Source organism: Bradyrhizobium sp. GCM10028915 (genome assembly GCF_042666195.1).
Classification (GTDB): domain Bacteria; phylum Pseudomonadota; class Alphaproteobacteria; order Rhizobiales; family Xanthobacteraceae; genus Bradyrhizobium; species Bradyrhizobium canariense_D.
In genome coordinates this window covers 90,039-109,002 of record NZ_JBHTFN010000011.1, presented here as the reverse complement: position 1 = coordinate 109,002, position 18,964 = coordinate 90,039, and the positions used below count along the sequence as shown (strand labels likewise).

16 protein-coding genes are annotated in these 18,964 nt (G+C 64.5%); 4 read left to right on the top strand and 12 right to left on the bottom strand.

Annotation, left to right across the window (positions count from 1 at the left end; genetic code table 11):
• Window positions 1-3: 3 nt before the first annotated feature.
• The gene (locus ACFQX9_RS08825) at window positions 4-957 is read right to left on the bottom strand and encodes a DMT family transporter (protein WP_007615962.1); all 954 of its coding nucleotides are present in this window, start codon (window positions 955-957) and stop codon (window positions 4-6) included.
• A 35-nt stretch (window positions 958-992) separates the two neighbouring features.
• A complete protein-coding gene (locus ACFQX9_RS08820) occupies window positions 993-1,487 on the bottom strand; it encodes a Fur family transcriptional regulator (protein WP_377787807.1) in 495 nt (164 codons plus the stop codon).
• A gap of 157 nt (window positions 1,488-1,644) precedes the next feature.
• On the opposite strand from ACFQX9_RS08820, the gene ACFQX9_RS08815 reads away from it, so the two are divergent.
• The 3 genes from ACFQX9_RS08815 to ACFQX9_RS08805 are packed head-to-tail and all read left to right on the top strand — an operon-like array spanning window position 1,645 to window position 4,868.
• Window positions 1,645-2,127: a MarR family winged helix-turn-helix transcriptional regulator gene (locus ACFQX9_RS08815; RefSeq protein WP_026233050.1), complete on the top strand. Its 483-nt coding sequence runs from the start codon at window positions 1,645-1,647 to the stop codon at window positions 2,125-2,127.
• Entirely contained in the window at window positions 2,120-3,295 is a 1,176-nt protein-coding gene (locus tag ACFQX9_RS08810; protein ID WP_247475069.1) for an HlyD family secretion protein, read from the top strand. Before ACFQX9_RS08815 ends, ACFQX9_RS08810 begins: the two co-directional genes overlap by 8 nt.
• Before the next feature lie 16 nt (window positions 3,296-3,311).
• A complete protein-coding gene (locus ACFQX9_RS08805) occupies window positions 3,312-4,868 on the top strand; it encodes an MDR family MFS transporter (protein ID WP_377787804.1) in 1,557 nt (518 codons plus the stop codon).
• 38 nt (window positions 4,869-4,906) lie between these two features.
• Here ACFQX9_RS08805 and ACFQX9_RS08800 read toward each other — a convergent pair whose 3' ends face one another.
• The 6 genes from ACFQX9_RS08800 to pcaF all read right to left on the bottom strand — a co-directional run bounded on the left by ACFQX9_RS08800 (window position 4,907) and on the right by pcaF (window position 11,626).
• Window positions 4,907-5,971, bottom strand: coding sequence for a phosphotransferase (locus ACFQX9_RS08800; RefSeq protein WP_377787802.1), 1,065 nt, complete (start codon window positions 5,969-5,971; stop codon window positions 4,907-4,909).
• A 76-nt stretch (window positions 5,972-6,047) separates the two neighbouring features.
• Window positions 6,048-7,739, bottom strand: coding sequence for a methyl-accepting chemotaxis protein (locus tag ACFQX9_RS08795; RefSeq protein ID WP_377787799.1), 1,692 nt, complete (start codon window positions 7,737-7,739; stop codon window positions 6,048-6,050).
• Between the two features lie 208 nt (window positions 7,740-7,947).
• Entirely contained in the window at window positions 7,948-8,538 is a 591-nt protein-coding gene (gene pcaG, locus ACFQX9_RS08790; protein WP_018455904.1) for a protocatechuate 3,4-dioxygenase subunit alpha, read from the bottom strand.
• Window positions 8,539-9,240 (bottom strand): protocatechuate 3,4-dioxygenase subunit beta, encoded by a 702-nt coding sequence (gene pcaH, locus ACFQX9_RS08785; RefSeq protein WP_018455903.1) that lies wholly within the window; start codon window positions 9,238-9,240, stop codon window positions 8,539-8,541.
• A gap of 91 nt (window positions 9,241-9,331) precedes the next feature.
• A complete protein-coding gene (locus ACFQX9_RS08780) occupies window positions 9,332-10,225 on the bottom strand; it encodes a dioxygenase (protein ID WP_018455902.1) in 894 nt (297 codons plus the stop codon).
• 192 nt (window positions 10,226-10,417) lie between these two features.
• Window positions 10,418-11,626: a 3-oxoadipyl-CoA thiolase gene (gene pcaF / locus ACFQX9_RS08775; protein ID WP_018455901.1), complete on the bottom strand. Its 1,209-nt coding sequence runs from the start codon at window positions 11,624-11,626 to the stop codon at window positions 10,418-10,420.
• Window positions 11,627-11,842: 216 nt separating this feature from the next.
• Here pcaF and mutS point away from each other — a divergent pair, with 216 nt between their 5' ends.
• Window positions 11,843-14,581, top strand: a complete 2,739-nt coding sequence (mutS, locus tag ACFQX9_RS08770; RefSeq protein WP_026233049.1) for a DNA mismatch repair protein MutS — start codon at window positions 11,843-11,845, stop codon at window positions 14,579-14,581.
• Between the two features lie 103 nt (window positions 14,582-14,684).
• Here mutS and ACFQX9_RS08765 read toward each other — a convergent pair whose 3' ends face one another.
• From ACFQX9_RS08765 to ACFQX9_RS08750, 4 genes are all read right to left on the bottom strand, one after another.
• On the bottom strand, window positions 14,685-16,361 hold the full coding sequence (locus tag ACFQX9_RS08765; RefSeq protein WP_204514044.1) for a PAS domain-containing methyl-accepting chemotaxis protein: 1,677 nt from the start codon (window positions 16,359-16,361) through the stop codon (window positions 14,685-14,687).
• A 358-nt stretch (window positions 16,362-16,719) separates the two neighbouring features.
• Window positions 16,720-17,529 (bottom strand): hypothetical protein, encoded by an 810-nt coding sequence (locus ACFQX9_RS08760; RefSeq protein WP_018455898.1) that lies wholly within the window; start codon window positions 17,527-17,529, stop codon window positions 16,720-16,722.
• 67 nt (window positions 17,530-17,596) lie between these two features.
• A complete protein-coding gene (locus tag ACFQX9_RS08755) occupies window positions 17,597-18,106 on the bottom strand; it encodes an OsmC family protein (protein WP_018455897.1) in 510 nt (169 codons plus the stop codon).
• Between the two features lie 69 nt (window positions 18,107-18,175).
• Window positions 18,176-18,961, bottom strand: a complete 786-nt coding sequence (locus tag ACFQX9_RS08750; protein WP_377787794.1) for an ABC transporter ATP-binding protein — start codon at window positions 18,959-18,961, stop codon at window positions 18,176-18,178.
• Window positions 18,962-18,964 lie beyond the last annotated feature (3 nt).

The window sequence follows — 18,964 nt, the reverse complement described above, 5'->3', positions numbered from 1 at the left end:
ATATCAGGTTTTGGTGACGTTCAGCAATGCATCGCGCGGCGCCGCAGCGGATTGACTGGGACGGTTAACCAGAAAAAGCCCAGCAATGACAAGGACGGCGGCAGCCCCGAATGTCAGGTTCAGCGTGTCGTGCATGATGAAATAGCTACCCACCACGCCAAACAAAGGGGTGATGAAGGTAAAAGCCGACAATTTGCTGGCCGAATAGGTCTTTACCAGCGCGAACCAAAGCGTGAACGTGGTTCCCACGACCCAGATCGCCTGGAAGGCCATCAGGCCCAGCGACAGCGGCGACGGGGTGTGGGGGATGGTCTCCCCGAAGAGCCAGGCGGCCAGCCCCAGGATCGGGATCGAGGTCGCGACCTGATAGCCCAGCGCCTTCTCGGGCGCCGCGAAGCGCAGCCGCGTGCCCTTGGCAACCAGCGTGGTCGCCGCCCACAGCGCCGCGCCGCCGACGATCATGAGATCGCCGAGCAGAACATGCGAATCGACGTTGGGCTGCGGCACGCCGATCGCGAGCGCGACACCAGCAAAGCTGATGGCGAGCCCCAGCCATTGGGTCCCACCAAGTCGCTCGCCGAGCACTTGGTAGGAGCCGAGCGCGACGAAGAACGGCGCGGTGTAGAGGAACACGACCGCCCGCGACGCCGGCGTGAAGCGCAGGCCCTGGAAGATCAGCACGAACTCGATGCCGAACATCAGTCCGGCGATCACGCCGGGCTTCCAGGTGCCGTCGCGCTCGAAGAATTTAACGCCGCGCAAGCTGCCGATGATGAACAGCACCGGCAGCGCGCCCATCGAGCGGAACGTGGCCTGAAGCATCGGCGGAATGTCCGGCAGCACCAGCTTCACGGCGATCTGGTTGAACCCCCAGGTCAGGCACAGCATGAGCATCAGGGCGATGGCGCCGGCACTGAGGGGACGACCGGCGGACGGTATGGCTTGAGGTGAGGACATTTCTTCCTAAAAACCGGCTTTGCGCCGTTGTTGCTCTATGCGGCTTTCTGACAATGCGCACAAACGCCCGTGATTTCCACCACCGACAATTTGGGAGCGAAGCCTGAGCTGCGCGCGGCGGCGTTGAGGTCCCTGACGAAGGAAGCCGACGGAATCTCACCGACCAGGCCACAGCGCTCGCAGATCAGGAACGTCACCGCAGAAGTCGCGTCGTGATCGTGAGCGGCGCAGGCGAGATAGGCGTTGCGGCTTTCGATCCGGTGCACGAGACCGTTGGCCATCAGGAAATCGAGAGCACGATAGACCGTGATCGGCGCCGGCCGCTGCATCGATTTCGCCAGCTCGTCGATCACCTCATAGGCGCCGAGCGGCCGGTGGCTCGAGAGCAGCGCCCCCAGCACATGGCGGCGTATAGGCGTGAATTTCTGCGCGCGCTCTCCGCAGACGGCCTCGGCATGCGCCAGCGCATCCGCGGTGCAGCGGCCGTGATCGTGGTCGGGCGCGGGAAATGCCGGTCTTGCAAGGGTCATGCGACCGGCGTTCTAGCATTTCGAAAGGGGAACCCAAAGCAGGACCGGCGATGCGGCCAGCAGCCATGCTCGGCCTGCGGGACAGCGTCCCGCAAACCCGCCGTGAAATAATCATAAGCTTGCTTATTATATTCCAAGCTTATTGGAGACCAAGCTCATGAGCCCCGGACCCGTGGACCAGAATTTCCTGTTTACACTCGCCGAGCTCTACCGCCTGCTCCGGGTCTATGCCGACAAGGAAGCCTCGCGCTTCGGCATCACCCGCGCGCAATGGGCGGTGCTGGCCAAGGTCGAGCGCAGCGAAGGCATGAAGCAGTCGGAGCTTGCCGAGCTTCTCGAGGTGCAGCCGATCACGCTGACGCGCCTGATCGACAAACTCTGTGACAGCGACTGGATCGAGCGACGCAACGATCCTTCGGATCGCCGCGTCAAGCGGCTGTACCTGAAGAAGGCTGGGCGGCAGTTGCTCGGGCGGATGAGCGGGCTGAAGTCCGAGCTCACGGCCAACGCGCTCGACGGCATCACTCCGGCGGACGCCCATCGCCTCCTCACCCAACTCGAAACAATCAAGGAAAACGTGCGGTCCGCGATCCAGAGCAGCGGAGCGGAACAAGCGCGTAAGGAGCAACGCTATGGCTGATCAGGTTCTCAAGTTCCAGCCCGAGCAGAAAATCGACGGCGGCAAGCCCACCAAGAAAGCCGGCACCGATCCGCGCCGCCGCCTGGTGGCGGGCCTGCGCCGCTATCGCCGCGTGCTGCTCCTGATTGTGCTGCCGCTCGTCGTCGCGGTTGCCGGCTTCACCTTCTATCTCAATGGCGGCCGTTACGTCGGCACTGATGACGCCTATGTCGGCGCGCAGAAAGTGCTGGTGACCCCTGATATCTCCGGCAAAATCCAGAAGGTCGTCGTCAAGGAAGGTCAGGTCGTCAAGCACGGCGACGAGTTGTTCGAGATCGACCCCGCTCCGTTCCGTCATGCGTTGGAAGAAGCCAAAGCGCAACTCGCCCAAGCCCGCATCACCTATGACAATCTTGTTGCCAACATCAAGATCTACGGTGACATGCTCAATCTTGCCCAGCAGGGCATGGACCTGAAGCAGCGCGACGTCGAACGCAAGCAGTCGCTGGTGAAGAACAATTACGGCTCGCAGCTCGATCTCGACAACGCGTCCAATGCACTGGTTACCGCCGGCGCGCAGGCGCAATACATCAAGCAGCAACTCTCCAACGCCAGGACCCAATTGCTGGGGAATCCCGAGTTGCCGCTGGAGCAATTCCCCGCCTACGCGCAGGCGAAAGCCAAGCTGGACGATGCCCAGCGCAACCTCGACCACACCGTGCTGCGCGCGCCGATGGATGGCGTGGCAACACAGGTCGAGCAGATCCAGCTCGGCCGCTACGTCGCCGCCGGCACGCCGGTGTTCTCCATCATCGACGTGGCCCATCCCTGGGTCGACGCCAATCCGAAGGAGAGCGACCTCACCTACGTCACCGAAGGACAGCCGGTCACGCTCGAGGTCGACGCGTTCCCGAACCATATCTTCAAGGGCAAGATCGGCTCGCTCTCGCCCGGCACTGGCGCGCAATTCGCGATCCTGCCGCCGCAGAACGCCAGTGGCAATTTCGTCAAGGTGGTGCAGCGCGTGCCGATCCGCATCTATTTCGACGAGACCGACAAATACGTGCGCAAGCTGAAGGCCGGCATGAGCGTCTACGCCACCATCGACACCGGCCACCAGCGCTCGCTTGCCGGCCTGCTCGGGCTGTCGGCGACCGCGAGCCAAGACAAAGATTCGGACAAAGACTGAGACAGGGACTGACCCGATGTCCGGCCCCAATGCCCATTTGATGGTTCCCGGCCTGCGCCGGAACATGGTGACAATCTGCGCCATGACGGCAACGATCATGCAGGCGCTGGACACCACCATCGCCAACGTCGCCCTGCCCTACATGCAGGGTACGCTGTCGGCTTCGCAGGACCAGATCAACTGGGTGCTGACCTCCTACATCGTCGCCGCCGCGATCATGACGGCACCGGTGGGCTGGATCGCCAACCGCTTCGGCCGCAAGCGCATCTTCATCATCTGCTCGGCCGGCTTCACCATGGCATCGGTGCTGTGCGGGCTTGCGCAGGACATCAACCAGATGGTGCTGTTCCGCCTGCTGCAGGGCGTGTTCGGCGCGGCCCTGGTGCCGTTGTCGCAATCGGTGATGCTCGACTATTACACGCTCCAGGAACGCGCCAAGGCGATGTCGATCTGGGGCATGGGCGTGATGATGGGGCCGATCATGGGTCCCTCGCTCGGCGCCTGGCTGACCGAGACTTATTCCTGGCACTGGGTGTTCTTCGTCAATTTGCCGTTCGGCGCCATCACCGTGATCGGGCTGATCATCTTCATGGACGAGACCCGGAAGGATCTCAGTCTCAAGTTCGACTGGTTCGGCTTCGCGGCGCTGGCGGTCGCGATCGGGTCGCTTCAGCTCGCGCTCGACCGCGGCGAGCAATTGGGCTGGCTCGAATCGGGTGAGATCCTTGCGGAGTTCATCGTCTCGGCCGTCGCCTTCTACTTCTTCATCGCGCATTCCTTCACGACCTCGACACCGTTCATCCGCTTCGGGCTCTTCAAGGACCGCAATTTCGTCACCGGCTGCGTGTTCATGGTCGTGATGGGCCTCGTGCTGTTCTCGACCATGGCGCTGGCCTCCCCCTATATGCAGAACGTGATCGGCTATCCCATCATCACCGCGGGCCTGCTGCTGGCGAGCCGCGGCTTCGGCACCTTCTTCGCCATGATGCTGGTCGGCCGCATGATGCGTTACATCGAAGCCCGCACACTGATCATCACCGGCCTGACGCTGACCGCGGGCTCGCTGTTCCAGATGACCGGCTGGACCGATTTGACCCAGGTGCCGGAGATCGTGACCGTCAGCGTGATCCAGGGCTTCGGCTTCGGCCTCGTCTTCGTGCCGCTTTCGACGGTGGCATTCCTGACCTTGTCGAATGAGCTGCGCACCGACGGCACCGCGATGTTGACCCTGATGCGCAACGTCGCGAGCTCGGTGGGCATTTCCGTCGTCATCGCCCAGCTGACACAAGGCACGCGGCGGACCTACGCGATCCTGTCCGAACACATCAACCCGTTCAACCATGCGCTCCAGATGCCCAGCGTCAGCGGCATGATCAATCTCTCCACCGACGCCGGTCGCGCCATGGCCGATCGCATGGTCAGCGTGCAGGCGCAGATCATCGCCTTCGCGCACGACTACGAGCTGGTGATGTTCTTCATCCTCTGCACCATCCCGCTCGCCCTGCTGATCGGCTCGACCAAGGCCACCCTGCGCAAGCAGGCGGCGGCGCCGGAACATGCGGTGATGGAGTGATGCCTTCGCCGGGACGACACCGATGATGTTGCGCGCCTCTACCCCAAAATCTCCTCGCAGCCCAGATCCTCGACCGCCATCATCACCCGCTCCAGATTATTCCACCAGATCACCGGTGGGATGTTGATGCTCCACTGCCAGACTGGCTTGGTGATGTGCCACAGCACCGACCGCCGATAGTCCTGGTCGAGCGCGCCGCGCGTATAGCCGCTGACACCGTGCGCCATCAGCGTGTCGTGGTAATGATTGAGCAGAAGGCGTTCGAACGCCTGCCGGCGTTCCGGATACCAGTGCAGCGCCATCATGTAGGCGAGGTCGTGAGTCGACACGTTGATGTCCCACAAGTCGAAGTCGAAGATGCGGACAGTGTCGGACACGCCGGCGCGCGGCAGCAGAAAATTCCAGATGTGGGCATCGCCATGGGTGATGGTGAGGTGGCGATGCGAATGGTAGCGCAGTGACATCCTGTCGGACCGATCGATGAAGCGGCGGTAGAGCGTGCGGCGCTCTTCACTGAGACGATCGCCGAGCTGATCAGCAAATCGGTCGTAATGGGATGCGAACGTTTCCACATGCCCCGCCGTATCGTCGGTGCTCGCCCAGACCCCGACGGTCTCGCCGAGACCAGCATGGTCCCACCACGCCGCGTGCCAGCGCGCGAGCGCGGCGACGATGGCCATCGCCTGAGCGCGCGATGGCGGCAGCGGCCATTGGGTCGCTATCTCGTGACTATCAGTGAGATCCTCAAGCAGGAGATGCCAGGCGAGGCTCTCCTCGTCGAAATTCCCGTCAAAGCAGCGCGGCACCAGCAGCTCGGGCGTTCTGGGTGCAAGCTGTGTGTAGTAGGCCACCTCATGGCGACCGGCATTCGCCAGCGGCTTGGCAAACGCGGCATGGGGCGTCTTGAGAATCAGTGACTGCGGCGAGCCGGCGGATTCCCCGACATAGCGCAGGCCGAGTCGGGTGATATGCGACACGACCGTATCGCGCTCATGCAGGACCTTGACCTCGCGCACGGCACCGGCGTCCAGTGCGCCAGCCTTGCGCAGCGCCGCGGTTAGATTTGCCGCGTCCGCCACCGCCGGCAATCGTGTATCTTTCATGCGCGCCCGACCCCCGTCGCGTTGCTCCATTCTGTACAACCGCGCTGCCGGGCGCCAGCGGCATCAGCCGCCCGGCTCAAGCCGCAGCGGTCGAGTCACGCACGGTCCTGACGACAATCGACCGGAGCTGCTCGAGATTGGCCGCCATGCCGGCGATCGCCTGCCTGACCTCCGCGGCGCGCTCGTTCACGGAGGCGGCGTCGCGGCTGACATCACCGATCTTGGCCGAGACCTCCTTCGCCGCGGAAGTCGATTCGGAAATCGACCGCGTGATCTCGCGGGTCGCGGCGTCCTGCTCTTCCATCGCGGCGGCAACCGAGGTGGCGACGCCGTCGATCTCGACGATGTGGCCTCCCATGGTTTCGACGGCGTCGACGGCGGCTTGCGTCGAGGCCTGGATCTCGGCGATCAGCCGCGCGATCTCCTCCGTGGATTTGGCGGTCTGGTCGGAGAGGGATTTCACTTCGGCGGCCACCACCGCGAAGCCACGGCCGGCCTCCCCGGCGCGCGCCGCCTCGATCGTGGCGTTGAGTGCCAGCAGATTGGTCTGGCCGGCGATGCCGCCGATGAGGTCGGAGACCTCGGCGATCTTCTTCACCGATCCAGCCAGCGTCTGGATGGTCGAGCGCGCCTGTTCCCGACCGGCGACCGCCGATTTTGTAACCGTGCTGGTCCGCGCGACCTGGGTTGCGATCTCGCGGATCGAAGCACTGAGTTCTTCAGCTGCGGCCGAGACGGTCTGCGAGCTGCCGAGGGCCTGGGTGGAGGCGGCTGCGACCGCCTGCGATTGTGTCGAGAGCGACCTTGCGATCTCGGACAGACTGGAGGCGGCACGCTCCACGCCTTGCGTCGCCGCGCTTGCGGTGTCGACCGAGCGGCCGGTCTCGCGCTCGACGGTTTCGGCCATCTGATGCAGGGCCTCACGCTTGGCGAGCGTCGCCTCCTGCTCCTTCTGCAACTGCTCCTCGCGCAGGCGGAAATTCTCGACCGCGGACTGCTTGAACACCAAGAGCGCACCCGCCATCGAGCCGACCTCGTCCTGCCGGTGCGCGAAAGGAATGTCGGCGGCGAGATCGCCGGTCGCGAGCTTTTGCATCGCGCTGGTCATGCGCACGATCGGGCGCATCACGCCGAAGGCGACGCCGAGCAGGCCCGCCGCAATGAAGGCGAGGACGGCGGCGGAGACGCCGAGGAGGATGTAGAGCATCGAGCTGTCGCGGTCCGCAGCCAGCTTCTCCATGTCGGCATTCTGCTTGTTGGCGCTCTCGACGATGCTGTCGATGACGGCGCGATGCGCGGTATAGGCCTCCTTGAGCTGCGCGTAGGCCCGCTCGGAGACGGCCGTATCCTTGGCCTTGAGGGCGGGGAGGAGCTGGTCGGACAACAGCTTCCAGAACTTCTGCACCTCGGCGTCGGATTTCGACACCAGGGTCGTCTTCAGGTCGGCCGAGAGGCTGGAGGTGACCCAGAATGCCTTGCGCTCGTCGTAATCCTTGCGGAGCTGGGCCAGGCGTTCGGCATGGGCCGCCAGCTGGTCGGGCTCGCGCATGGCGAGCGTGGCCTCGAGGTAGGCCTCGATCACATATTCCGGCGGCGGCAGGATGTCGGCGATGAGATCGTTTCCGAGCTTGATATCAGAATAGAGCGGACCGCCGACCTTGAGCTCTTTCAAGGCGTAGAGGCTGGTCGAGACCACGGCGGTAAAGCCGATGGCCAGAACGATGCCGAAAGCAATGATTGCGGAAGAAAGCGAAAGACGAATTTTCATGGAAAAATCCAATGGGCCGCGCTGAATCCCACGGACCCTAAAGGATTACGGTAAACACGGGATTGCATCGCGCGGAAATTGCATCGCGCGAACTCCGGAAAAATACGGGAAATGGCGTCAGGTCAACAGTTTCGGGCAGCGAAGCTTGGGCCCGTCCTCCGCTGTCGTCCCGGATCGGCGCTCCGCCTGTCCGGGACGGCGCTGGGGGTCACACGTCGAAAAATACCGTTTCGTTGTCGCCCTGGAGCCGCAGGTCGAGCCGGTACACCGGCTTGCCGGCCTCGCGCACGGCCGTCAGCGTGGCGCGACGGTCGGCAGGCACCACCGCCAGCACGGGATCGGCGGCATTGCCGGCCTCGTCACTGAAATAGATGCGGGTATAGAGATGCCGCAGCATGCCGCGACCAAACACCGCAAGCAGGACATGCGGTGCCTGCGGCTTGCCGTCGGGATCGGGCACCACGCCCGGCTTGATGGTTTCAAAGGAATAATTGCCGTCCTTGTCGGTGCCGCAACGGGCAAAGCCGCGGAAGCTCGCATTCGGCAGCGCGCGCTTGTCCTGCGGATCCGCGAAGCGCCCCTGCGCGTCGGCCTGCCAGATCTCCAGCATGGCATCGGGCACAACGACTCCGTCGCCGTCGAACACGCGGCCCTCGATCCGGACGCGATCGCCGGTGACGTCGGGCGTCAGCGTCGAGTTGGTGAACGCATCATTCCAGGCATACTCGCCGGTCGGCGTCAGGCCGTATTTGAAGAACGGGCCGACGGTCTGCGACGGCGTGATCCCATTGTCCTGCACTTAATGGTTCTCCATAGGGGTGGCGTTCTTGCCGCGCAGCACGATGTCAAAGCGGTAACACAGCGCCCATTCGGGCTGGGTGTTCTCGAGATCAAATGACGACACCATCCGCGCCCGCGCCTTCTCGTCCGGCACCGAATTGAAGATCGGATCGAACGGGAACAGCGGATCGGCCGGGAAGTACATCTGCGTCACGAGACGCGTGACGAAGGAATGGCCGAACACAGAGAGATGGATGTGTGCGGGACGCCAGGCGTTATGATGGTTGCCCCAGGGATAGGCGCCAGGCTTGATGGTGACAAAGCGGTAGTAACCGGAGACGTCGCTCACGGTGCGGCCGGCGCCCGTAAAGTTCGGATCGAGCGGAGCCGGATGCTGGTCGCGGACGTGAACGTAACGGCCGCAGGAATTGGCCTGCCAGATCTCGACCAGCGAGTTCGGCACGCCGCGGCCGTCCTCGTCGCGCACATGGCCGTGCACAATAATGCGTTCCCCGAGCGGCTCGCCGGTGTGTTGGGTGGTGAGATCATTGTCGCCCTCGCGAACGGTCTCGTGGCCGTAGACCGGGCCGGTCAGCTCCGACAGCGTATGGCGCATCGGGATCAAGGGTTTGTTCGGCGCACGCTTGACCGAGCTTTTGTACTCGGGCGACAGCGGCAGCGGATGCGCCGTGTTGCTGTCGACGGGATAGATGAATGTCATTGGCGAACTCCTCCCCGGCCCTTTTCCGACCGGTCAACGCTTCCGCCAATCATTATAGGATATAACTAATTGGGGGAAGCGGCTTTGAGCCCTATTTGATCGGCGGACGCGGCAGGACGGCCTCGCCGGCTTCGAGCCGATAGACATGGTCCAGCGAATACCAGGGCGTCGCGACGTCGCGCTCGGTCGGATGTGGCGTGTCATGGCGCAGGAACTTGCCCATCAGCGCTTTGGTCACGCCGAACTGCACGTCACTATCGATATGCGGGTCGGCGGGGTCGTAGACCTGCGAGATCAGCACCTTGAATCCGGGCTTGAAGACCAACGCGTGCAGGTGCGCGGGACGATAGGGATGCCGCTTCTGCGCCTCCAGGAGGCGGCCGACCACGCCGTCGGTCGGAATGGGATAGCCGACCATCATCACGGAGCGGAACGAGAAGGCTCCGTCCTGGTCGGTCGTAAACTTGCCGCGCAGGTTCATGTCGGCCTGCTCGGGGTCCTGGTTTTCATAGAGACCAACCGGCGACGCGTGCCAGACGTCGACCTCGGCGCCGGCGACGGGACGGCCGTCCTTGTCCACGACGCGGCCGTTGACGAACAGCGGCGCGCCTGGGGTCTCGGAGCGGACGATCGATCCGCCATTTTCCACCCGCGGCGAGTTCAGCCGCCAGAATGGTCCGAGCAGCGACTGGTCGGTCTCCGTGTTGCCCTCATCGCCATTATTCAGCAGGCACACCAGCGGCGAGACGCCGAGCGAGCCTGCCATCAGCACGACCTCATTATGCGTGTCGGTCGAGAGCTTGCCGAGTTCGGCGATAACAGCCGTGGCGTCGCGGAATTCCTTCTCGGTCAGGCGAACGTCGCGAACAAAACCGTGCAGATGCTTGACCAGGGAGACCATGATCTGGCGTAGCCGTGGATCGGATGTCTGCTCCATCACCGCCAAGGCCGCGGCCGTGACGTCCTGCTCGCGCGCGATGATCATGGGATGCTCCCTCACCTTGCGTCATGGCCGGGCTTGTCCCGGCCATCCACGACCTTCTTCTCGCGGCACCAAGAACGTGGATGCCCGGGCCTTCGCCTCGCCGAAGAGGCTTCGGCCTCGCAGGCGGGACAAGCCCGGGCATGACGAGTCTGGGGCACCCGGCTCCGGGATGACGGCACGCTGCGCGTCCCGTCAGTTCAGCTTCTCGATGGCGACCGCAACGCCCTGGCCAACGCCGACGCACATGGTGGCGAGCGCGAGTTTGCCGCCGCGCTTCTCCATGCCGTGCACCGCGGTGAGCGCGAGGCGCGCGCCACTCATGCCGAGGGGATGACCGAGCGCAATCGCGCCGCCATGCGGATTGACGAAATCGGCATCGTCGGCAACGCCGAGCTGGCGCATGCAGGCGATACCCTGCGAGGCAAAGGCTTCGTTGAGCTCGATCAGGTCGAAATCGCCGATTTTCTTGCCGAGACGTTCCATCAGCTTGCGGGTGGCCGGCACCGGGCCGATGCCCATGATGCGCGGCGGCACGCCGGCGGAGGCGAGGCCGAGGATGCGCGCGCGCGGCGTCAGGCCGTGCTTCTTCACCGCAGCCTCGGACGCCAGGATCATCGCGGCGGCGCCGTCATTGACGCCGGAGGCGTTGCCCGCGGTCACCGTGCCGGGATTGCGCACGATCGGCCTGAGCTTCGTCAGGGCTTCCAGCGTGGTCTCGGGACGCGGATGCTCGTCCTTGTCGACGGTGACAGGGCCGGCCTTGCCGCCGGGAATGGTGATCGGGGTGATTTCTTCGGCGAAATAGCCGGCCGCAATCGCGGCGCCCGCGCGCTGCTGCGAGCGGATCGCGAAGGCGTCCTGATCCGCGCGCGAGACCTGGAATTCCTCGGCGACGTTCTCGCCGGTCTCGGGCATCGCGTCGACGCCATACTGCGCCTTCAGCAGCGGATTGATGAAGCGCCAGCCGATCGTGGTGTCGAAGATCTCAGCCGAGCGCGAGAACGCTTCCTGCGCCTTGCCCATCACGAAGGGCGCGCGCGTCATGGATTCGACGCCGCCGGCAATCGCAAGCTCGATCTCGCCGGAACGGATAGCGCGGCCGGCCGCACCGACCGCATCGAGACCGGAGGCACAGAGCCGGTTCAGGGTCTGGCCTGGAACGGAATCCGGCAGGCCCGCAAGCAGGAGCGCCATGCGTGCCACGTTGCGGTTGTCCTCGCCGGCCTGGTTGGCACAGCCGAAGAAGACCTCGTCAACCTGTGCCCAATCGAGATTGGGGTGCTTGGCCATCAGCGCCTTGATCGGGGCCGCCGCCAGGTCGTCGGCACGCACCTTGGCGAGCGACCCGCCAAAACGGCCGATCGGGGTCCGCACGGCATCGCAGATAAAGACGTCACGCATGGTTGTTCTCCCTGAATGCCGCGATCCGGCCTAAATTCTTCAATGTCGACGGAGTTTTAGGAGGGCGCCCGCGGCAGGTCAATTGACCGATACGCGCGTGTTCCGACGGGTGTGCACGCGAGTTGCGCATGCCGCGGTGCGGACAACGTGGAAAACCTCCCCTCTCCGCCCAAAGCGATAGGAGCGCGGGGCGAAATTTTGTAGGTTGCGCCGCCCATGACAATGCAACAACCGATCCCTGCACCGCCTCCCGACGATACGCCCGCGCCGCAGGCGGAAGCTGCCGCGCGCGTCACGCCGATGATGGAACAGTACCTTGAAATCAAGGCGGCACATCAGGGCCTTCTGCTGTTCTACCGGATGGGCGACTTTTACGAGCTGTTCTTTGAGGACGCCGAGATCGCCTCCAGGACACTCGGCATCGTCCTGACCAAGCGCGGCAAGCATCAAGGCGCCGATATCCCGATGTGCGGCGTGCCAGTCGAGCGCTCCGAGGACTATTTGCACCGGCTGATCACCGCCGGGCACCGGGTCGCGGTGTGCGAGCAGACCGAGGATCCCGCGGCGGCGAAAGCACGCGGCAACAAGAGCGTCGTGCGCCGCGGCGTGGTGCGCCTGGTCACGCCGGGCACGCTGACCGAGGACACGCTGCTCGATGCGCGCGCCAACAATTACCTGCTGGCGCTCGCGCGCGCGCGCTCATCGGCGGGCGGTGACCGCTTTGGCCTCGCCTGGATCGACATCTCGACCGCCGAATTCACGGTGACGGAATGTTCGGGCGGCGAACTCGCCGCCACGCTGGCACGGATCAATCCGAACGAGGTGATCGTCACCGACGCGCTCTATAACGACAGCGAGCTCGGACAGACCCTGCGCGAGCTGCCGGCGGTGACGCCGCTGACCCGCGACGTCTTCGACGGCGCCACTGCCGAGAAGCGGCTGTGCGACTATTTTGCCGTCGCGACCATGGACGGACTGTCCCAGCTCACGCGGCTGGAAGCCACTGCCGCCGCCGCCGCCGTCACCTATGTTGACCGCACCCAGGTCGGCAAACATCCGCCGCTGTCGCCGCCCGCGCGCGAAGCCTCGGGCGCGACCATGGCGATCGATCCCGCCACCCGCGCCAATCTCGAACTGACGCGGACACTCGCCGGCGAACGCCGCGGCTCGCTGCTCGACGCGATCGACTGCACGGTGACCTCGGCCGGCTCGCGCCTGCTGGCGCAGCGGCTTGCCGCGCCGCTGACCGATGCGGCGGCGATTGCGCGGCGGCTCGATGCCGTCGGCAGCTTCGTTGCCGACTCGGCCGCGCGCGAGGACATCCGCAGCATCCTGCGCGGCGCCCCGGACATGTCGCGGGCGCTGGCCCGTATATCCGTCGGCCGCGGCGGTCCGCGTGACCTCGCCGGCCTGCGCGATGGCATCATCGCCGCCGACCAGGTGCTGACGCGGCTTGACGAACTCGACCAGCCGCCGCAGGAGATCGCCGTCGTGATGGCGGCGCTGCAAAAGCCATCGCGCGAGCTCGCGGCGGAATTCGCCAGGGCGCTCGACGATCAACTGCCGCTGATCAAGCGCGACGGCGGGTTCGTTCGCCAGGGCTATGAGCCTGCGCTGGACGAAACGCGAAATCTGCGCGACGCCTCGCGCCTGGTGGTGGCCTCGATGCAGGCGCGCTACGCCGACAACACGGGTGTGAAGGGGCTCAAGATCCGGCACAACAACGTGCTCGGCTATTTCGTCGAGGTCACCGCGCAGCACGGCGACAAGCTGATGTCGGCGCCGCTAAACGCAACCTTCATCCACCGCCAGACGCTGGCCGGCCAGGTCCGCTTCACCACCTCCGAGCTCGGGGAGATCGAAGCCAAGATCGCCAATGCCGGCGACCGCGCACTCGGGCTCGAGCTCGAGATTTTCGAGCGGCTCTGCGCCAAGGCTTTGGCCATCAGCGAGGAACTGCGCGCCGCCGCTCACGCCTTTGCGCTGCTCGACGTCGCGACGTCGCTTGCCAAGCTGGCGATCGACCAGAACTATGTGCGGCCCGAGGTGGACTCGTCTCTCGGCTTTGCGATCGAGGCGGGCCGCCATCCCGTGGTCGAGCAGGCCTTGAAGCGCAATGGCCAGCCGTTCATCGCCAATGCCTGCGATCTCTCGCCGGGCCCTGCGCAAAAATCCGGCCAGCTCTGGTTGCTGACCGGTCCGAACATGGCGGGTAAGTCGACCTTCCTGCGCCAGAACGCGCTGATTGCGTTGCTCGCCCAGATCGGAAGTTTCGTGCCGGCGACACGCGCGCGGATCGGCATCATCGACCGCCTGTTCTCGCGTGTCGGCGCCGCCGACGATCTCGCCCGCGGCCGTTCCACCTTCATGGTCGAGATGGTCGAGACCGCTGCCATCCTCAACCAGGCCGGCGAGCGCGCGCTCGTGATCCTTGATGAAATCGGCCGCGGCACCGCGACCTTCGACGGCCTCTCGATCGCCTGGGCCGCAATCGAGCACCTGCACGAGAGCAACCGCTGCCGCACGCTGTTCGCGACGCATTACCACGAGCTGACGGCGCTCTCCGCCAAGCTGCCGCGGATGTTCAACGCGACCGTGCGGGTGAAGGAATGGCAGGGCAATGTCGTGTTCCTGCACGAGGTGTTGCCGGGTTCGGCCGATCGCTCTTACGGAATCCAGGTCGCCAAGCTCGCGGGCCTGCCGCCGGCCGTGATCACGCGCGCCAAATCGGTACTGGCGAAGCTGGAAGCCCAGGACCGCGGCCAGACCGCGCGCGCGCTTGCTGACGATCTGCCGCTGTTCGCAGTGCCCTCGCGCGCCGCCGCAGAAGTCACACCGCCGAGCGAGGCCGAACTGCTGATGGACGCGGTGAAGGCGCTGCATCCGGACGAGATGTCGCCACGCGAAGCGCTCGATGCGCTGTATGCGTTGAAGGCCAAGCTGCCGAAGCAGTGACGGTGCCGCAGGGTGGGTGAGCCGAAGGCGTAACCCACCACCTTTGTCAGCGCGCGAGAAGTGGTGGGTTACGCTTCGCTAACCCACCCTATGCTTCTGAACGCTACGCCCTCGCCGCGATCGCCGCCACTTCCGCTGCGGCGCGCTGCATGCTGGTCGACATCTCGTTGGTCACCGTGCTCTGCTCTTCGATTGCCGCGGCCGTCGACGTCACATATTCGCTGACGTTGCTGATGGCCGTCTTGATCGAAGCCAGGGCGGTGACGACGTCTCCAGAGATGCCGTTGAGGCTACCGATCTCAGCGCCGATCTTGTCAGTGGCCTGCTTGGCTTGGTTGGCGAGGCTCTTGACCTCCGAGGCCACCACCGCAAAACCCCGACCGGCTTCACCGGCGCGGGCGGATTCGATGGTGGCGTTGAGTGCCAGGAGGTTGATCTGCCCGGTGATGTTGTTGATGAGCTCGACGATCCCGCTCATCGCCAGCGCCGCTTCAGTGAGGCGCTGGGCCTGGGCATCAGCGGACGCGACCTGCTCCACCGCGCTCATCGCCGTCTCGCGCGATTTGGTCATGGCCTCGGAAATCTCCCGCACCGAGGCGTTCAGCTCTTCCGATCCGGCGGCGACCGATTCCATCATGCCGCGGACGCGCTCGTTGCCCATGCGGACCAGCACCTGTTTCGTGACGTCGGTCGCATATTTCACGACCTTGAACGGCTTGCCGTTGAGATCCATGATCGGATTGTAGGAGGCCTGGATATAGACCTCCCTGCCGCCCTTGCCGATGCGCTTGTATTCGGCCGCCTGATACTGGCCGCGGTTGAGCGCCGCCCAGAACTCGCGATAGCCATTGCCATCGCGCTCCGAGGGCTCGACAAACATGCTGTGGTGCTTGCCCTTGATCTCAGCCAGCGAATAGCCGAGGGCGCCGAGGAAATTGGCGTTGGCGGTGATGATCGTGCCGTCCATGTTGAACTCGATCACCGCCTGCGCCTTCTCGATCGCCGTGATCTGGCCCGCAAGGACGGCATTCTTCAGCTTCTCCGCCGTGACGTCGGTCGCGAACTTGGCGACGCCGAAGGGCTTGCCGTTCTCATCGAGTAGCGGATTGTAGGAGGCGAGAATCCAGACCTCGCGGCCGCCCTTGCCGATGCGCTTGAACTCGCCAGCCTGGTATTCGCCGCGGTTGAGCTTGGCCCAGAACTCGCGATAGGCCGCGCCGTCGCGCTCGGCCTGGGGCATGAAGAGGCTGTGATGCTTGCCCTGGATCTCGGTCAGCGAATAGCCAAGCGCGTTGCAGAAATTCTCGTTGGCCGTGACGATGGTGCCGTCGAGCTTGAACTCGATCACGGCCTGGGCGCGGCCGATAGCGGCGATCTTCGAAGACTCCGTCATGCTCCGGATCTTCTTCTCGGTGATTTCGGTCGCAATCTTGGCGACCATCACCGTCTTGCCGTTGCCGTCGAGCACCGGATTGTAGGATGCTTCGATCCAGATCTCACGGCCGCCCTTCGCGATCCGCTTGAACTCGCTTGCCTGATACTCGCCGCGGTTCAATGCAGCCCAGAACGCCTTGTACTCGGCGCCGTCGCGCTGGTCGGCCGGCATGAACATGGCGTGCTTCTTTCCCTTGATTTCGTCGAGGGAATAGCCGAGGGCGTTCAAGAAATTCTGGTTGGCGCTCAGAATCGTGCCGTCCATGGCAAACTCGATCATGGCCTGCGAGCGGCCGATGGCGGCGAGCTTAGCATCCGCGTCGTTGCGGGACTTGCGGCCAAACATCATTGAATCTCCAAAATCATTAAATTGCGAGACGGGATCAGGTGACGTGACGGCGCGGCACACGCGCTGAATTCCAATCGAATTCCGCCGGTAAAACTCGCGTTGCGAAGACCAAGGCGGATACGCAAGATGATTCAGTACCCATAAGATTCGAATAAAGTGCTAACGAATTCTGGGAAAAGCGATCGCCGACAGAGCAGCCTAAAGCTGCACGACGGTAGGCCTTACACGCTGCTCGGTCGGCGCTGTCACTTGAATGCTTGGTCCTTCAGGAGTTTGAAGGAAAGCGTCTCGCGATCGGTCATGGCGAGTTTTGCTACGGAAGTATCCGGCGACGCCGCGCCGCATGTCCGTAGTGTCACGGCGCTTGCCGCGCCTTGTGCTGCGTACGCCGCCCGATCCCCCACAGCGTCAGATTCCAAACAATGCAGGTGGCGAGTGCAAGCCCAAGACCGACGGCGGAGCCGAACCACGCCACCGCCACGTGCAACACCGCGATCGCCATTCCGAATCCGAGCAGCCCCCAGGCCGAATTGGCCAGCACCGCGGCGGTCGGCGGACCGCCGATTCGCGGATGCAGGATCACCATGATGCTGGAAAACACCACCGGATACAGCGCGATGATGCCGCTGATCCGGGGACCGACCCAGCCCGAGGTCGAGACGACGATTGCGACGAGGGTCGCGACCAGCGCGGCCCGCATCGGCACGTCATACCAGCGCCGCGTCACCAGCGGCATCTTTACATGGCGATAGCCCGCGAGCAGCGGAATACAGATGCCGAACGCGATCAGATTGGCGGCGAGCCCGGCGGTGAGCGGCCAGTCGAACTGCTTGATGATCGAGGCGAACACGATCCAGACCGCGACCGCGCTTCCGCAACTCACCAGAAGGCTGCGCCGCTGCGCCAGCACCACATAGGTGAGACACATGAAGATCGTCGCGGCATTGACCGGCAAGCTCGACAGCGCGCCCTGCGCGATGAAGGCGGCATCGTGGTCGAGCGCGAGGAAGACGTAGGATGGTCCGGCCGAAACCGGCAAGGTCGCGACCAGCGCGCCGATCACCGGCCCTGAACGCTCGGTGATGATCGACGCCGTCACGACGAACGCCGCCGCGACCATCATGCGCAGAACGAGGATGAGGATGAGGTGGAGCTCGGGGGACATTTTTTTCTTTTGTCGTCCCGCGCTTCGCCGAGACGACACGAATTGTTGGGCGAGCGGCCTTCGCTCGCTACATCCGCTGCATCGACACCGAGACCTTCGGGCCGTTCTTGATGGTCTGATAGACCACGCAGTAGCGCTCGGTGAGCTTGAGCAGCAGGTCGAGCTTGTCTTGCGGCGCATCAGTATCGACGTCGAAGCGCAGACGTATCTCGGCGAAGCCGACCGGCGTCTCCTTGTCGACGCCGAGCGTGCCGCGGAAATCGAGATCGCCCTCGGCGTAGACGTTGCCGGTCTTCAAGGGTACCTCGATCGCGGTCGCGACCGATTTCAGCGTGACGCCGGCGCAGGCGACCAGCGCCTCGAGTAGCATGTCGCCCGAGCAGAGCTCGAGGCCGGAGCCGCCGGTTGCGGGATGCAGGCCGGCCATTGCGATGGCGCGGCCGGTCTCGACCTTGCAGGCGATGCCCTCGCTGTCGGTCGAGCCCTTGGCCCTCAACGTGATCATCGCGGTCTTGGGGTCGGTCTTGTAGCGCTCCTTGATCGGGGCCTGCATCTGGCGCAGTGCTGCGGCGTCCATTTTGTCTCTCCCGGGAAAATCGTCTCTACGAAGTACCGGCTTGCGATGTACCGGCTCGGAGCGAAATTGTCACCACCACATGGCCTGACCGGGACCCTGGGTTGCGTCACGGTCGGGCACGTTGCGGTCGAGCGAACGGTCGAGTGACGTCAGCACACTTCGCTTGAAATTCTCGAACAGCGGCGAATTGCGGTCGCGTGGCCTGCCCAGGTTGATCTCGATCTGGTCGAACAGCCGGCCCGGCCGCGGCCGCATCACCAGCACGCGGTCAGCCAGCACCACGGCCTCGTCGACGTCATGGGTGACGAGGATGAGCGTCGGCCGCGTGTCGGCCCAGAGATCGAGCAGATGATCCTGGAGGTCCCTGCGGGTGAAGGCATCGAGCGCCGAGAACGGTTCGTCGAGCAAGAGCACCTCGGGCTGCGGCACCAGTGCGCGGGCAATCGCGACGCGCTGTGCCTGCCCGCCCGAGAGCTCGCGCGGCCAGGCCTCCGCTTTCTCGGCGAGCCCGACACGCTCGAGCGCACGCGCCACCTTTTCACGCCGCTCGGTGGCGGGCCCATCGGCAAGACCAAAGCCGATATTGTCGGCGACGCTGAGCCAGGGCAGCAGCCGCGGCTCCTGGAAGATGATGCCGATCTTGGCATGCGGCGAGGCGATCGCCTCGTTGTCGAGCGTCACCGTGCCCGAGCTTGCGCGGTCGAGGCCCGCGATGGCGCGCAGCAGCGTGGACTTGCCGCAGCCCGAGCCGCCAATGATGGCGACGATCTCGCCTTGCCTGATCTCGGCGGAGAAGCGCGCCAGCGCCTGCACGCCGTTGGGATAGGTCTTGCTGACCCGGTCGAGCGCCAGCATCGC

Excerpts from the sequence above, each read along its gene's own strand:
- ACFQX9_RS08820 (WP_377787807.1), bottom strand. The coding sequence starts at position 1,487 with ATGACCCTTGCAAGACCGGCATTTCCCGCGCCCGACCACGATCACGGC.
- ACFQX9_RS08810 (WP_247475069.1), top strand. The coding sequence starts at position 2,120 with ATGGCTGATCAGGTTCTCAAGTTCCAGCCCGAGCAGAAAATCGACGGC.
- ACFQX9_RS08750 (WP_377787794.1), bottom strand. The coding sequence starts at position 18,961 with ATGCTGGCGCTCGACCGGGTCAGCAAGACCTATCCCAACGGCGTGCAG.
- mutS (WP_026233049.1), top strand. The coding sequence starts at position 11,843 with ATGACAATGCAACAACCGATCCCTGCACCGCCTCCCGACGATACGCCC.
- ACFQX9_RS08755 (WP_018455897.1), bottom strand. The coding sequence starts at position 18,106 with ATGGACGCCGCAGCACTGCGCCAGATGCAGGCCCCGATCAAGGAGCGC.
- ACFQX9_RS08805 (WP_377787804.1), top strand. The coding sequence starts at position 3,312 with ATGTCCGGCCCCAATGCCCATTTGATGGTTCCCGGCCTGCGCCGGAAC.
- ACFQX9_RS08760 (WP_018455898.1), bottom strand. The coding sequence starts at position 17,529 with ATGTCCCCCGAGCTCCACCTCATCCTCATCCTCGTTCTGCGCATGATG.
- ACFQX9_RS08825 (WP_007615962.1), bottom strand. The coding sequence starts at position 957 with ATGTCCTCACCTCAAGCCATACCGTCCGCCGGTCGTCCCCTCAGTGCC.
- ACFQX9_RS08795 (WP_377787799.1), bottom strand. The coding sequence starts at position 7,739 with ATGAAAATTCGTCTTTCGCTTTCTTCCGCAATCATTGCTTTCGGCATC.
- pcaF (WP_018455901.1), bottom strand. The coding sequence starts at position 11,626 with ATGCGTGACGTCTTTATCTGCGATGCCGTGCGGACCCCGATCGGCCGT.
- ACFQX9_RS08800 (WP_377787802.1), bottom strand. The coding sequence starts at position 5,971 with ATGAAAGATACACGATTGCCGGCGGTGGCGGACGCGGCAAATCTAACC.
- ACFQX9_RS08765 (WP_204514044.1), bottom strand. The coding sequence starts at position 16,361 with ATGTTTGGCCGCAAGTCCCGCAACGACGCGGATGCTAAGCTCGCCGCC.
- pcaH (WP_018455903.1), bottom strand. The coding sequence starts at position 9,240 with ATGACATTCATCTATCCCGTCGACAGCAACACGGCGCATCCGCTGCCG.
- ACFQX9_RS08815 (WP_026233050.1), top strand. The coding sequence starts at position 1,645 with ATGAGCCCCGGACCCGTGGACCAGAATTTCCTGTTTACACTCGCCGAG.
- ACFQX9_RS08780 (WP_018455902.1), bottom strand. The coding sequence starts at position 10,225 with ATGATCATCGCGCGCGAGCAGGACGTCACGGCCGCGGCCTTGGCGGTG.